The organism is Bdellovibrio reynosensis (assembly GCF_022814725.1).
Taxonomy (GTDB): domain Bacteria; phylum Bdellovibrionota; class Bdellovibrionia; order Bdellovibrionales; family Bdellovibrionaceae; genus Bdellovibrio; species Bdellovibrio reynosensis.
In genome coordinates, this window is the sequence record NZ_CP093442.1 from 1,765,231 (window position 1) to 1,780,410 (window position 15,180).

Here is a 15,180-nt window from a genome sequence, read left to right on the forward strand (position 1 = left end):
GTCCGCTCCTTTTAGAAGTCTTGAGTGTTAGGTGCCGCAGTTACCCCCGTATCTAACTGTCCCACGATTCTTGGGGTCAGGAAGATAAGAAGTTCAGACTTTTCTTTCGAGATATTTTTTGTCTTGAACAAATAACTCACGAAAGGAAGTTCACGGAACCATGGCACACCCGTTTCACCGTCTGTCGCATCACTTTGATAGATACCGCCGATGACTGCTGTTTGACCGTTCTTAACTAGCACGCGGGTATTGGCTTCCCGGCTATTCACCGCAAAAGCGCCTTGTCCCGCACTGCTGACGTCTGCACCTCTAAACTGTCTGTTTACAAGTACTTTCATTATAACAGAACCGTCTGCCGTCACTTGAGGTGTAACCTCTAATCTTAAAGTTAACGGTTTAAACTGGAACGTCTCTTGAGTCGCTGTCCCGTTTTGAGTCACCTGACGAACTGGCACCTCAGTCGTTTGATTAATGTCGGCTCTTTCGTTGGTCATTGTCATGATTCTTGGAGCCGAGATGATTTTAACCTGCTCTTCGCTTTCTGATAATGAAAGTGCTGCCTGTAAAGTACCGAATACATCCAGAGTTCCCACTGCCAAGTTGAAATTCAAATTTCCTGGAGTGTTCGCGCCTGGATTGACGTTAAAGCTTGGATTCATGTTCACCGGGCCACGCGCTGTTGAGCCCAGTTTGATTGGTGAGCCGGAAGCGCCCCAGTTCACACCGATATTTCTAGTGAAGCTTTCTTTTGCTTCTACGATTTTACCTTCGATTAAAACTTGCGGAGGTTGCGTATCCAAACTTGCGATAAGTTTAGCTGCGCGCTCTAAGTTTTCTTCGATGTCAGTAACTACCAAGGCGTTGGTACGAGCGTCACCGACGACTCTGCCGCGATCACCTAAGAAATCTTTGATTTTCTTTTCAAGCTCTTCAACACGGGCATAGCTTACTGGGAACATACGAACTTTAAGAGGTTCAATGTTCTTTCTTGCTTGAGCCATTTTAGTCGCGTCATCTTCTTCCGCTCTTAAGTCAGTTTGTGGCGCGATTCTTAGAACGTTACCTTGGCGAGTGTATCCAAGCTTTTTCGCTTTCATGATCACAACCAAAGCTTGGTCCCAAGGAACTTGGCGCAGCTTTAAGCTGACAGCGCCTTTAACATCTTCAGAGATCACCATGTTGACGCCGCTTTCTTCAGTGATGAAGTTTAAGGCGTCGCGGATATCCATATTGTTGGTTTCTAAAGAGATCTTCTTACCATAGAACTTGTTGTTGCCAGCAAGGAACTCTGTCAGATTTTGGCTTGGTAAAATTTGGCTTTCACCGTCAACTTCGGCACCTTGAACTGCTTGCGGTTCTTGCGAAGCCACATCAGAAGAAGATCCGCCACTTGCAACCACTAACAGACTGTTGCCTTCTGTTTGTACTGCGGGCTCGCCCACGCCTTCACGAAGCTGAATCACGAAGCGCGCGGTGTTTGAACCTGGATTTTGATAGGCATCAATCGCACCCACACTGCCTTTGATATCACGAGTGTTAAGGGAACGTTTTAAACGATCTGGAAGAATCGCATTGTTCACTTCAATAATATATTGGCGCAATTCAGGATTAGTTCTTGTCGTATAAGATAGCGGCTTATCAGCTTGAACGATAATGGTGCCACCAGACTCATTGGCTTTAAACTGCAAATCAGTGATGTTTGCAGGGGCGCCCGTCGGCGCTGCAACTTGCGGCGAAGTTTCTTGCACAGGACTTGGAATAGTTTCTGTTTGCACAGGCTCAGCTGGTGGAGTTGGCTCATTGTCAGCAATTCCACTATCGGCAAACGGGTCTTCCGTTGGTGCTGCCTCTTGTGTTGGTTCTGGTGGAGGAGGTTCCGCCGCCGCTTGTTCTGTTGGTGGAGGAACATCTGCAGGTTGTTCTACTCCGGCTTGGTTTACTTCTTCTTCAACAGCAAGGTCTTGATCACCCTGTGCTTGCTGAGGTTCAGCGGGAGCTTGTTCAGTCTGAGCTTGTTTATCAACATCTGATTCTTCAAAATCAGAAAAATCTTCGCTGCCCTCGCTGGTTTCGCTGTCTGCCGCAGCAACCTCTTCAGTGGACTCAGCACCATCTAAAGACAAATCGTCTTCAACCGGGCGGCTGGCGCATGAGGTGAGTGATGCAATCATTGCACTAAGGATTACTAGTCTAATGAATCCGTTCATTAGTTCCTCCTGAAAAAAAGTACTACTTTTTTAATTCCAAAATACGTGGTTCTTTAAGGGATTTTCCGTCTTCGTACCTAGTTTCCATGATGACGATTTCTCCCTCACGGATGGCCGCCACAAAACCTTCGTTTCGGCCGATCTTTGAGTTCTTAACTACAGTGTAAACAGTGCCATCTGGATCTCTCACCATGGCACGGGGCTTTTTAACATCCCACAAAATTCCTACGATTTGTAAACGCTCAAGTTCCCAACGTTGTAACGGCTCAAGAACTTCTTGTTGTTTTACAGAGCTATCTGCTGACACTGTCGTTGTTGGACGTGCCGTGCGGAAAACTTTGAAAGGATCTCTTTTGCCAGTTGGGTCATAAAAATAATCATCCTTAGGGATGAACTGCTGGGCCGGAGCCGCCGTTGCACCATCACCCACGGGCGCATCCATTCCTTGTGGAGGAGCTGGCACTTGCGAAGGCATAGATTCCGCAGGTGGCTGGGGAACGGGCTCTTGGGTTGGAGCAGGTCCGCCACCTGGAGTCGGAGCTTGTGCTGGAGGAGGCGTCGCTGATTCTGGAGTTGGTGGGACCAAGTCTTTAGCATCTGGCTTGCCAGGAACTTGAGTCGCTTCCATTTCTTTTAAAAACTCAGCAGGCAAATCCCCACTTGCAGGCGCATTGCCCTGGGAATAAGCCGGGGTCATAAACTTCATGCTGACTGCGAAGGCCGCCCACAGTCCCAATGATGCAACTAGTATGTAAGATACAACCCATCTTAAAGACTTCACTGTGGAGTCTCCGTGCCTTCAGGTTTCTTTTTTTCTTCAGGAGCAAGTTTGTATCCTACTACCTGACCTTCAAACTTAATACGTTTTGAATTCGGCTCTGGCTCTGAAATGACAATGTTTTTTACCCGAGCCATTCTTTCTGCTGTTGAAACCAAGAAAGTAAATTGTGCAAGTTCGGCGTAAGAGCCCTCAAGACTGACTTCCACCGGAACTTCTTCAACTACTTCCTTTTTGATGTTTTCACTAGGTTTCTTTGATTTTACACTGACGCCAGAGTTACGAGCAAAATCATCGATCGCTTTATTGATATCAATCGAGAATAAAACGGACGGAAGACGGCGCGAGATTTCTTGGTACTTCGCACTTAACTGTCCTACTTTTTCTTGCATCTCTTGAACTTGCTTTAATGTCGCGTCGGTGTCTTTTTTCTTATTTTCTTCTTCTTGGAGTTGTTGAGCAATGGTAGCAATTTGTTCATCAACAGCTGTACCGTCATCATAAACAGCATACCAATACAATCCAGTTAGTACTAAACCGATGAATAGGACCTTATTAAATGGTTGAGCTGCGAGTTGATCGAAGAATTTATTCATTCTGCTCTCTCCAATACACAGCTGATTTCAAATTTTTTTAAGACCACACCTTCTTGTGTGATCTCGCTTGAACTAACCAAATTCACATCCATCAGGAATACACTTTTCGTCAAAGCTTCCAAAAACTGAGAAACCTCAAAGTCGCTTAATGCTAGACCTTGAACATTCACTTTATCCGGATTTACCTGAATACGTGTTAACCACGCCTTTTCCGGGATAACTGTTTGCAATAGATCCAAGACGCGAATTTCGCGTTGGCGATCCTTAGCGATTTTTTCTAAGGCAGAAATACGGGCTTCAATCAAAGCCTCGTCTTCTTTAAACTTTTTAATTTCAGCCACTGAAGCCGCTTGTCTAGAGTTGTAGTTTTGCAACTCTGCTAGCATCTGTTGCTTAGCATTCAATTCAGCAATTTTAGCTGGGACGTTTTGGTTTTCATAAATGAAAAAGCCCAAGGGACCCATCAATATGACGATCAAACGCTTCAGAGCCTCTTTTCTTACTTCATCAGGCGCTAAAAATGTGTCTGAAGAAATACCAAGGTTAGCACTTATGGGGGATCCAGCACTGATGGCGGCGTTGGATGCAAGATTGATTTTAATCATGCATCCCCCTTTTCTCTAAGAGCAAGACCCGTTACTACACCAGCAAAAGAACTGATCTGATCTAAATATTCAGGAGAGAATTTTTTAGGATTGGCCTTCACTCTTAAGAACGGATTGAAGGGTTCCATCAAAATACCCGTTACGCGTGACACTGTTTCAATAAGACCCGAAGTTGCCGAACTTCCGCCAGTATAAAAACAACGATTTAGAACAAGGCCATTTGTTGTGGCACTTAAAAAGTCTAAACTGCTGCGGATCTCTTCCGTCACGGCTTCATTGGTTGCACTAATGATACTGTGAACTTCATCGGGCACTTCGCGACGGGAAACGGCGCTGAGTTTTAAAGCTTCTGCTTCACCGACAGTGACACCCATCGCTTTATGGATCTCATTTGTATAGTTAGCGCCACCCACAGGAATATCGCGGCAGAAAATAACTTCCCCGTTTTGAACGACGACGAAGTTCGTAATTGAAGCACCGAAATTTAAGATACCGATGATTTCACCTGGGATTTTTCCGTAGTTCAATTCAAAGGCGTTCGCTAATGCAAAACCGCTGACGTCAAGAACCCCACAAGTTAAACCACTGACCTCGATCACTTGGGTGTATTGCGTGACCAGCTCATTTTGAGCAGCAATAAGAAGAATATCCATTGTGTCTGGGGAACTGCTGGCTGCAAGAATGTGATGGGCTAAGCTGATATTGTTGATATCAAAAGGAATGTATTGTTCAGCCTCAAAACGAATTTGGTCTTTAATCAATTTTTTATCCATACGGGGAATGGTGATTTTCTTAACGATCACGGCAGTTCCCCACATGGCAGTGGCAATATTTTTTCGTTTTGTTTTTACTTCGTTTATTAATGACTGAATCGCGATTCCGACAGAAGCAATGTCGACGATCTCCCCGCCAGTCACGGAGTTCGGAGGAGTGGGTGCAAAACCAAAAGAAAGCAGTTGGGCTCCTTTTCCATTGAAGTCCATCTCAGCTAACTTAATCGAACTCGTTCCGATATCGAGTCCTATAACTTTCTTTGACTTAAAAAACATGCGTTTGCTGCTTCCCCGGGTTGTGCCACAAAGATGTCATTTCAACGACTTACGTCTTTGGGACACAAGTCCTAATAGTAAAATTATTTCTGCTCAAAGTGGGAATGTCAAACAAGGGTCCAGTGAACCGTTTGAAGAAACAAAATAGCACAGAAGCGAGGTGAACTTTGGTCTTGCTTTGACCGTCCTTAGTCTAGCTTTCTATCCCCTTAAACTGATGGAAGAAACAGATTCAAATACCAAAGAGCGATCGTTTCGCCGCCAAAAAGATAAATGACCGCGCCCAACGCAAGATAAGGTCCGAAAGGAATCACGGTTTTTAACCCAGCGTTTTGCTTTCTTGCCATAAAAAGACCTACGACACTACCAACGATCGCAGATGTCATGATCACAAAAGGAATGGCCTTCCAACCTAACAAAGCACCGATCCAAGCAAGCAATTTTATATCGCCGCCACCCATGCCTTCATTTTTAGTTAAAAGGTAGTAGATGTAAGCCATTCCCCAAAGAAAGCCACCGCCCATTAAAACACCCCAAAAAGCATCCATAAATTCGCGGTGAGGGTTTAAGGCGGCACCCACAAGTCCGATCACAATCCCTGAAAGAGTAAATTCATCGGGAAGGATCATGTGATCAAGATCGATGAATGTACATACGACTAATCCGAAAATGAAAATCAAATATTCAGGAAGACTCCAAGAAAATCCAAGGTAATAAAAACTTAAGGCAAAAAGGCTCGCCATAATAAGTTCGACCAATGGATAACGGAAAGAATACTTTGCCTTACACTTACGGCAACGACCCTTTAAGATGAACCAACTTAAAATCGGGATGTTGTCATACCACTTAATCGGAGTTTTACAGGAATAACAATAACTGCGGGGCTTCACTACACTTTCATCTTTTGGGAGGCGATAAATAATAACGTTGGCAAAGCTGCCAAAGATCGCGCCAAGTATGAAAAAGAACCCTAGAAATGTGAAATCAATGTTAGACAATGTCTTTTCTCCTAAACAGCGCATTGGATATCAAAATCAGTAAAACCACCCATCCTAAGCTGTGGGTCAGCATCCATAATACGTTCTGAGCTGGAATACCGTTTTCAAGATAATAAGAAGACTTCCAATTCATTTTAAAAAGGTTCGGAGTCATCCAGTGCAAAACTTTGACGGCTTGAATGAAAAAAGCATCTTTGCTTTTTTCTGCAAAAAAAGAAAGATCGTTCAGCCAGTGCCCTAAAAGAAAAACCATCACTCCTGCAGTTAAAGCTAACACCGGGCGAACGACAAGACTGAAGGCGATCACGCATCCTAAGACGATAGCACTTTCAAACCAAAGACTGAGGCAGATTTCGGCGAAAGCAACAAGCTGCTGAGGCGACTTCGCCAAGCCTAACAAGAAGAAAAGAAGTACCGATAAAAACAAAAGCAACAAAGTATTTAAGCCTAATACGCCCAGAATTTTACCTAACAAAAATTGCGGGCGGCTGACCGGGCGGGAAAGAATAAGCAGGCAGGTTTGCTTTTCAACTTCTTTTGAAATTAGAAAAGCGCCGGCGAAAATCGAAACGCCTAGTAAAGCGATCTGGATAGATAAAAAGCCAAAATCAGTAAGAATTTTTCGTTGTTCGGCAAACGATAAAGCGCCAAGCAAAAAACTGAGCGCTAACATGATGGCCGCGATAAAAAGAACGACCAAAAAGAATCTTTCTCGAAGCATCTCTTGTAATGTGGTGCGACCCAAAGCCCAAATTTTAGCCATTGGATTGCTCTTTTCCCTTTAGAACCGCAAAGGCCTTTTCTAAGCTACTAAACTCAGACATGAAGCTGCTTAAGACGCCGTCATAAAGAATACGACCTTTATTGACCACCACTAGATGGGTACAAAGTTCTTCCATATCTTGAAGCAGATGACTGCTGAAGAAGATGCTGACCCCCCGTTTTTGTTCTTCACGAAGGATGTCTTTCACTAAAGCTCGCCCATCGGGATCCAAGCCTGACATTGGCTCATCCAAGATGATAAGATCCGGATTTGTTAAAATGGCTTGAGCGATTCCAATTCTTTGCAACATTCCTTTAGAATAAGTGCGAAGGCGGCGATCCTTTGCTTCAAGTAAGTCGACTTTTTTTAATGCTGTTTGCGCACTTTCGTGGAAATTCTTTAAAGAAGATCCAAAACACAAATTCCAATGAAGCTTTAGAAATTCCATTCCGGTTAGGAATTCATAGAGATATGGACGCTCTGGAAGATACCCAATACGGGTTTTAGATTCACTGGAAAGGGGTTTACCGAAAAAGTGAATGTCACCAGCATCAGGACGAATGAAGTCAAAAAGGCATTTGATCGTTGTGGTTTTACCCGCCCCATTGCTGCCGACAAAACCTGTAGTTTGACCGGAGGGAATTGAAAAGCTCACGTTTTGTAAGACGTGGCGGTCCTTTTCAAAAAGTCCCCCTTTGAATGTCTTATTCAAATTTCTAACTGAAAGTACGTCCATGTTTGAATTTTATGGCTTCAACCCTAAAGCTTTCACCATCTCCCTGACAGGATCATACTGTTTAGAAGTGGCTGGCATCAAGTCGCGAGAACCTAAAATTTCAGTGTAAGTGTCTTTACCGCGATTTTCTTGAACTAAATCAATCAAAGCAAACATTAAAGAATGAGTGGTTTTAGGGTATAGATCGTAGAAATCCTGACGAACAGCGAAGGGATCGTTCGGAATCGGAGGACTTTGCCAAATGATACGATATTTGGCTTTTTTATCGGTGCCGAATTTCTTCCAAGCGCCTTGTTCCCCTTTGTCGTCATCGCTAAAAACAGCCGCGGCATCGACTTTTTTAGCCTCTAAGAACTGAATTGAAGCTTGGTGATTGCCAGTAAAGACCATCTCTTTAAAATCTTTTTCACTGAACCCCAGTTTTTTGAACTCAGCCCACGGATAAAGATAGCCAGATGATGACTTATCATCGACAAAGGCCATTCTTTTGCCTTTAAGCTGCTTCAGATTTTTAATTCCAGAGCGCAATGGCGTGATGACCATAGAATAGTAGTAAGGCTCATGCCATGATTTTTTTAATAGAACTTTGGCTTTCGCTTGTTCTTCAGCAAGAACGTAAGTCGCTGAGCTAAAGAATGCGAAATCGACTTTTTTTGTTTTCATGGCCTCGATGAGGCCAGAATAATTTTTAGAAATGTAGATGTTTACCGGAATGTTTAAGCGCGTTTGCAACTCTTTTGCTAACGTTAGACCTTGCTCTCGGACGTTTTCTGGATTGCCGCCTGGAATAACACCGATGGTGATTGCTGGTGGTGCTTCCTCAGCTGGAGTGTTTTCAGCAAATACTGGTGAAAAAACAAGCAGCGTGATCAGTCCAAGAATCAGTCTTTTCAAAATTCCTCCATCGCCGAAAGGGCCTCGACTGATGATGACTCATTTCTTTCGTTTTTTAAAGCAAGAACAAAGGCTTCAGCGGCATCACTTTCAGTCAAGCATGGGATGTTGTAATCCGTGCATGCGCGACGGATATCAAAACTTGCTTCGATAGCACGACGGCCCGAAGTAGTATTGATAACGAAAGCAACTTCACCTGAACGAATTTTATCCACGCAGTGAGGACGACCTTCATCTACTTTTCTTAATGATAAGCAGTTCACACCGTGTTCGTTAAAGAAAGTTGCGGTCCCGGTGGTAGCTGAAACCCCGTATCCCATACGCTGTAATTCTTTAGCCAAAGTCAGCATGCCGTCTTTGTCCTTATCTCTTAAAGAGAAGAACACTTGGCCCATCTTTGGAAGTCTTATGTTACTTGAAAGGAAAGCTTTTGAAAGAGCTTCGGAATAGTTTCTTCCGCGTCCCATACTTTCACCCGTGGATTTCATCTCAGGGCCTAACAATGAATCAGACTCTGGGAATTTCTTAAATGGAAAGACCACGCCCTTAACTGAAACGCTTTTCGTGCTTCTCCAATTAAGTCCATCCAGTTTCAACTCGCTTTTCTTTTTACCAAGCATTGCGGCCACACCCAAATCAATCAATGGAATGCTGGTTGCTTTGGCAACGAATGGCACTGAACGTGAGCTGCGCGGATTGGCTTCAAGCATGTAGACGACATCGTTCTTTACCGCTAGTTGCAGATTTAGGTGCCCGATGACGCCAATTCGATTGGCAAGTTTTTGGCTTAGCTCTTCGATACGATCGCAAGTGTCTTTTTTAAGACGGTGCGGAGGCAGCACTCCCATCGAATCCCCTGAGTGAACCCCGGCTGCTTCGATATGTTCGACAACGCCACCGATGATTGTCCAATCAGGGCCGCGAACTAAGTCTACGTCCACTTCTAAGGCACCTGCTAGGAATTGATCCATCAAGCAAGGTTTATCAGCGGAAATATAATCCCCGTGACGTTGGAAGTATGAAATCAATTCGTCATTACTTTCGATGACCTCCATACGGCGACCACCCAGAACATAACTTGGACGACAGATCATCGGGTAACCAACGCTAGATTCATACTTCAAAGCTTCGGATAATGAACCAGCCATCGCAGAGTTTGGAATTTCAAAGTTGAGCTCTCTGCAAATTTTAGAGAACAAACCGCGGTCTTCTGCTAGGTCGATCGTTTCTAATGAAGAACCTAATAAAGTATATCCCGCTTTGACTAATTCTGGAGCGACATTGATTGGTGTTTGTCCACCTAGTTGAGCGACAAAACCTTTTGGTTTCATGAAGCGCATGATTTCAATTAGGCTTTCTGAAGTCAGCGGTTCGAAGAACAAAACGTCGGAAGTGTCGTAGTCTGTTGATACAGTCTCAGGGTTTGAATTCACCATGATAACTTTGCTGCCGCTTTTCTGAAATGCTTTCACACCGCGAACGCAGCTATAGTCAAACTCAATACCTTGGCCGATACGATTAGGTCCGCTACCGATGATCACCACAGCATTCGGCGCATCCACTTTCGCAGAAGCACTTGGCCAGTAGGATGAATAGAAATAAGGAGTCGAAGATTCAAACTCGCCCGCGCAAGTGTCCACTTGCTGGTATTTTGGAAGCAGATTGTGCTTTTCTCTTAACGCACGCAGATCAGTTTCTTTTTTGCCAACTAAAGCGGCCAAACGGGCGTCAGAAAAACCTTTTCTTTTCGCTGCCACCAGAAGATCTAAATTTGATTCGCTAAATTCTTTTTTGAACTTAGCTTCAAATTTAATCAGGGCATCGATGTGTTCTAAGAAGTAAGGATTGATGCGAGTTAATTCCTCGACATCCGCCACTGTCTTCCCATCACGGAAAGCTTGGAAAAGATGATAAATACGTTGGCTGTTTGGATAAGAGACTTTACCTGTTTCTAAAATGACTTCAGGGATCCCTTGGGGATTTTTTTCTAAGCTTGCTAAAGCTTTCATCATGGATTCTTGCAGAGTTCTGCCGATCCCCATGACTTCGCCGACGCTTTTCATTTGCGTCGTTAGGCTGTCTTTTGAGCCTGGGAATTTTTCAAAAGCGAAACGAGGGATTTTAGTAACAACGTAATCTAATGCAGGCTCGTAGCAAGATGGTGTTACTTTTGTGATGTCATTTTGAAGTTCATCAAGGCTGTAACCGATTGCTAGTAACGCTGCGATTTTTGCAATCGGGAATCCAGTGGCTTTACTTGCTAGCGCAGAAGAACGACTTACGCGGGGATTCATTTCAATGACTACGCGTTCGCCCGTTGTTGGATGAACCGCAAACTGAATGTTAGCGCCCCCCGTTTGAATGCCCACTTCATTGATGATTTTGCAGGCTTCATCACGCATCGCTTGATATTCGCGATCACTTAAAGTTTGTTGAGGAGCGATGGTGATACTGTCACCAGTGTGAACTCCGCAAGGATCTAAGTTTTCAATGCTACAGACAACCACGAAAGTGCCTTTATGGTCGCGCATGACTTCAAGTTCGAATTCTTTCCAGCCAAGAATGCTTTCTTCCACTAGAACTTCGGACGTTGGACTTTCATGCAAAGCCTGAACAAGCATCTTTTTGTATTCTTCTGGAGAGTACGCGATACCGCCGCCGCCGCCCCCTAGTGTGTAGTTCGGGCGAAGGATCATTGGGTAACCAAGATCATCTGCGATCTGCATACCATGTTCAAATGTACGAACCAGGTGACTTTTCGGGTAACGGGCACCGATTTTATCGAGGATGCCTCTGAAGATTTCGCGATCTTCACCGGCTTTAATCACCTGCGGAGTCGCGCCGAGAAGTTCAACTTTATATTTTTGCAGAATGCCTTTGGCGTGAAGTTCTAAGGCAAGATTCAGCGCTGTTTGTCCTCCCAAAGTTGGGATCACAGCATCTGGCAATTCTTTAGCGATGATTTGTTCTAGGTAATCGACTTTAAGTGGCTCTACGTAAACTCTTGTTGCCACTTCAGGATCTGTCATGATGGTTGCTGGATTGGAGTTAACTAAAATAACTTCCAATCCTTCTTTCATCAGAGCCTTGCAGGCTTGAGTGCCAGAGTAATCGAACTCACACGCTTGTCCAATTACGATAGGTCCAGATCCAATAATCAAAACTCTTTTTAGACTGGACTTGCGCGACACTCGTTCCCCCTTTTAGATGCCCAATTTACCTTCATTCGAGTAAATCATTTCGGGCTTCACATGTTTATATTGCTCAAACTTGTAACGCATCTTAATCAGACGAAGCATCAAAAGATTCGGATCTAAATCCGCATCTTTACGATGGCGTTTTACTTCGCCCAAAATAAATTTCTTCGCACTTTCGGGATGAAAACAGAAGCCGCGGGTGAAAACGTAAGAATCCCCGTGAGGAATCAAGCGCACTTCGAATAACTCATCTGGATCGAAACCGAAGACATAAGGTGATTGTTTTACAACCAGCTTTTTATTCGCCAAAAGATCTTTAATGTACACATCACCATTTTTGATTTTAATAAACTCGAAAATCGAATGTCGGTTTTGTTTTAAAACTTCCAAAGTTCTTAGTTCTTCTTCAGAAAAACGAAGCTCACGAACCAAGTGGCAAGCATTCAGAGGCGTCTGGCCCATGCCTTTAAGCTCTCTGGTGAAAAAATACCAATCATAAAACTGTGCCATACGGGATTCGTAATGGGTGGAGTTTTCATCCAACGTTCCAGCGTTTTCAAAGAACTCTTTTTTGGCCATGGCCAACTCGTCCTTGAAATTTTCGCTTACAAAGTGGTTCAGAATTTTTTCTATTAGCTTTTCATATTCGTTCATATCATCCGCTCGACAAAATAACTAAATAGCCCCGACGCTTCATGCGGCCCAGGACAACTTTCCGGGTGATATTGTATTCCTAAACACTTTAGTTTTTCACTATAAAAACCTGCCACAGTGCCATCATTTAAATTTACATGGGTGACTTTCACGTCAGAAGGCAAACTGCTAGCTTCCACAGCATAACCGTGGTTCTGGCTTGTCATATAAATTTGATTAAGCAGAGTGTCGCGGATGGGATGATTGCTGCCGCGGTGACCGAATTTAAGCTTGTAGGTTTTTGCCCCTAAAGCCAGCGCCAAAATTTGATGGCCCATGCAGATCCCGAAGATCGGCTTGACCCCTAGAAGTTCGCGCACAGTTCCGGCCGCCACTTTCACATCTGCAGGATCGCCAGGACCGTTAGTAAGCATGATGCCGTCTGGGTTGTAATCTAGAATGTCTTTGATTGTAGAACGGCTGTTAAAAACCTTCACTTCAGAGCATCTTTGCGTCAGTTCGCGCAAGATGTTTTCTTTGCTGCCGAAATCTAAAACAGCGACTTTAGGTCCTACCATATTGTCGCCACGGCGAACTTCCACTTCAGATCGTGATGTCAGATAAACCCAGTCTTTATCCATCTGTTTTTTCTGATCGATCAAACCTTGTGCTTTTTTCTTAGCCTCATCTTCAGAAGCGGCATTTACTAATGCACCCCAAGGTGTCCCCCCTTGGCGCAGTCGCAAAACAAGGTTGCGTGTATCAAGTTCCGTTAAAAGTGGAATGCCGTTATCAGTGAGTCGCTTTTTCCAAGCTTGGTCACGGGCCGTGTCTTGGATTTCCAAACATAAGAAACCTTCAATCCAAAGCTTGCGGGATTCCCACACGTCATCTTGGATTCCGTAGTTTCCTTGCATAGGTGCTGTCATTACGACGATTTGTGAAAAATAAGAAGGATCCGTGGCGATTTCTTCGTAACCAGAGTGGGAAGTATTAAAAACCACTTCGCCAGCGCGATCTTGTCCACCATGCCATAGACCTGAGTACACTTCTCCACTTTCTAAAACAAGATAGCCCTTCATGACTGCGCCTCCGACATGGATTGAACTGTGAGATAAATTAAAGCCTGACGAATATAAACACCGTTCGTGACTTGATCCAAAACTTTGCAACGTGGATCACTTAGCACCTCTGTATCAAGCTCTGTCCCCTGATTGATAGGACCTGGGTGCATGATCAATGCTTTACTGGACAGGTGTTTTAGATTTTCCACCGTAAAACCAAACTGGGCACGGTAGTTTTCTAATGAATAAGAACCTTGATGACGTTCAAGTTGAACTCTTAAAGCCATTGCCGCTGTCGACCACTCTAAACCTTCACGCAATGAAGAAAAGACTTTTACTTTTGCACTTTCAGGTAAGAACTCTTTTGGTCCACACAAAGCGACTTCATAACCAAGTTTTTGCGCCAATTCAAAGTGAGAGGAAGCTACGCGACTGTGACGAACATCACCGACGATCAAAACCTTCTGACCATGGCAAGTTCCTAAGTGTCTACGAATAGTATAAGCATCTAATAACGCCTGAGTCGGATGACCCTTTTTACCCCAACCTGCATTTAAAATGGGGCTTTGAACCTTTTTGCTTAAATCTTCAAGATCCAAGTCGTCGCCACAACGAACAACCAAGAATGACGGGTTCATGGCGTCGACATTTAAAACGGTGTCTTCTAAAGTTTCGCCTTTTTCTAAACTAGTTCCCGCTTTGCCATCCAACCGTAAAGAGTGGATTCCCAATCGCGCGCAGGCGGTTTCAAAGCTCATGCGAGTTCTAGTGCTAGCTTCAAAAAACAAAAGGGCTCCGGTTTTTCCGAAGCCCTTAAAGTCTAACGACTCATCGGCAGCAATTCTGTCTGCCACAGAAAATAGAAAGTCGATTTTAGTTTTTTCAAGAGAATTAAGATCAAGAATGGAGTGCTTTGTTCTAGATAACATCTAGAACCCGAGAATATGGATCGAAGACAAATATGTCAATACACCCTAGAAAAAACTCTTTCCCAACGCACTGAAGGGTAACGATCCGCCCCCCACTTCTTTTGCCAATCTAAGGAAAGCCAAATAAAAACAACTTTTCCAACCACTTGGCTCATGGGGACCGTCCCCCAATAGCGCGAGTCGTCACTTGCGTCACGGTTATCCCCTAACAGGAAAACCTCTCCAGGAGGAACTACTAAAGGACCGAAATCTTTTATTTCGGGTTGTTTTTGGAAAATCACCCGCCATTGATCTTCGCCTAAGTTTTCTGTGAAGATATCAAAAAGCTCTGGATTTGGATTGTCCTTGGATGGATTTGAGTCTTTTTCATACTCCATCGCTTGATCATTTAAAATCAAACGACCTTGAGTGATTTGAACTTTATCACCAGGCAGGCCGACCACTCGTTTTACGTATGTGACTCCCGGCTGGTTCGGATAAGTGAATACAACTAAGTCACCGCGATCTGGCACCGTCGCTTCCCACTTTTTATTGGCAAAGGGAATCGAAAGACCATAACTAAAACGAGTCGCAAAGATAAAATCGCCAGGTTTAAGAGTGGGCTGCATTGATCCCGTTGGCACTTTATAAGCAGTCACTAAAAAGCTGCGCACGAAAAGCGCACACAGGACTGCTAAAATCAAAGTTGTTAAATAATCTCGCCAACGGTTCATAGATTTAATTCTAGGACC

General features: G+C 44.1%; 14 protein-coding genes. All 14 read right to left on the reverse strand.

The annotated features are described in order from the left end of the window. Positions 1-11: 11 nt before the first annotated feature. A complete protein-coding gene (pilQ, locus tag MNR06_RS08210; protein ID WP_243540750.1) occupies positions 12-2,207 on the reverse strand; it encodes a type IV pilus secretin PilQ in 2,196 nt (731 codons plus the stop codon). 22 nt (positions 2,208-2,229) lie between these two features. Beyond that, on the reverse strand, positions 2,230-2,988 hold the full coding sequence (locus tag MNR06_RS08215; protein WP_243540751.1) for a pilus assembly protein PilP: 759 nt from the start codon (positions 2,986-2,988) through the stop codon (positions 2,230-2,232). Then, positions 2,985-3,581 (reverse strand): type IV pilus inner membrane component PilO, encoded by a 597-nt coding sequence (locus tag MNR06_RS08220; protein ID WP_243540752.1) that lies wholly within the window; start codon positions 3,579-3,581, stop codon positions 2,985-2,987. The genes MNR06_RS08215 and MNR06_RS08220 overlap by 4 nt, the downstream gene beginning before the upstream one ends. Continuing rightward, positions 3,578-4,186, reverse strand: a complete 609-nt coding sequence (locus tag MNR06_RS08225) for a PilN domain-containing protein (protein WP_243540753.1) — start codon at positions 4,184-4,186, stop codon at positions 3,578-3,580. Before MNR06_RS08225 ends, MNR06_RS08220 begins: the two co-directional genes overlap by 4 nt. Further along, a complete protein-coding gene (pilM, locus tag MNR06_RS08230; RefSeq protein WP_243540754.1) occupies positions 4,183-5,235 on the reverse strand; it encodes a type IV pilus assembly protein PilM in 1,053 nt (350 codons plus the stop codon). Before pilM ends, MNR06_RS08225 begins: the two co-directional genes overlap by 4 nt. Positions 5,236-5,444: 209 nt before the next feature. Then, a complete protein-coding gene (locus tag MNR06_RS08235) occupies positions 5,445-6,233 on the reverse strand; it encodes a prepilin peptidase (protein WP_243540755.1) in 789 nt (262 codons plus the stop codon). Beyond that, a complete protein-coding gene (locus MNR06_RS08240; protein ID WP_243540756.1) occupies positions 6,226-6,996 on the reverse strand; it encodes an ABC transporter permease in 771 nt (256 codons plus the stop codon). The genes MNR06_RS08235 and MNR06_RS08240 overlap by 8 nt, the downstream gene beginning before the upstream one ends. Then, positions 6,989-7,732 (reverse strand): ABC transporter ATP-binding protein, encoded by a 744-nt coding sequence (locus tag MNR06_RS08245; protein ID WP_243540757.1) that lies wholly within the window; start codon positions 7,730-7,732, stop codon positions 6,989-6,991. The genes MNR06_RS08240 and MNR06_RS08245 overlap by 8 nt, the downstream gene beginning before the upstream one ends. A gap of 9 nt (positions 7,733-7,741) precedes the next feature. Further along, positions 7,742-8,626 (reverse strand): substrate-binding domain-containing protein, encoded by an 885-nt coding sequence (locus MNR06_RS08250; protein WP_243540758.1) that lies wholly within the window; start codon positions 8,624-8,626, stop codon positions 7,742-7,744. Beyond that, on the reverse strand, positions 8,623-11,817 hold the full coding sequence (carB, locus tag MNR06_RS08255; RefSeq protein WP_243540759.1) for a carbamoyl-phosphate synthase large subunit: 3,195 nt from the start codon (positions 11,815-11,817) through the stop codon (positions 8,623-8,625). The genes MNR06_RS08250 and carB overlap by 4 nt, the downstream gene beginning before the upstream one ends. 12 nt (positions 11,818-11,829) lie before the next feature. Next, positions 11,830-12,477: a hypothetical protein gene (locus MNR06_RS08260; protein ID WP_243540760.1), complete on the reverse strand. Its 648-nt coding sequence runs from the start codon at positions 12,475-12,477 to the stop codon at positions 11,830-11,832. After that, the gene (carA, locus tag MNR06_RS08265) at positions 12,474-13,538 is read right to left on the reverse strand and encodes a glutamine-hydrolyzing carbamoyl-phosphate synthase small subunit (RefSeq protein WP_243540761.1); all 1,065 of its coding nucleotides are present in this window, start codon (positions 13,536-13,538) and stop codon (positions 12,474-12,476) included. Before carA ends, MNR06_RS08260 begins: the two co-directional genes overlap by 4 nt. Further along, complete coding sequence (locus MNR06_RS08270) at positions 13,535-14,449, reverse strand: aspartate carbamoyltransferase catalytic subunit (RefSeq protein ID WP_243540762.1); 915 nt, start codon at positions 14,447-14,449, stop codon at positions 13,535-13,537. The genes carA and MNR06_RS08270 overlap by 4 nt, the downstream gene beginning before the upstream one ends. 35 nt (positions 14,450-14,484) lie before the next feature. Continuing rightward, on the reverse strand, positions 14,485-15,162 hold the full coding sequence (gene lepB / locus MNR06_RS08275; protein ID WP_243540763.1) for a signal peptidase I: 678 nt from the start codon (positions 15,160-15,162) through the stop codon (positions 14,485-14,487). Positions 15,163-15,180 lie beyond the last annotated feature (18 nt).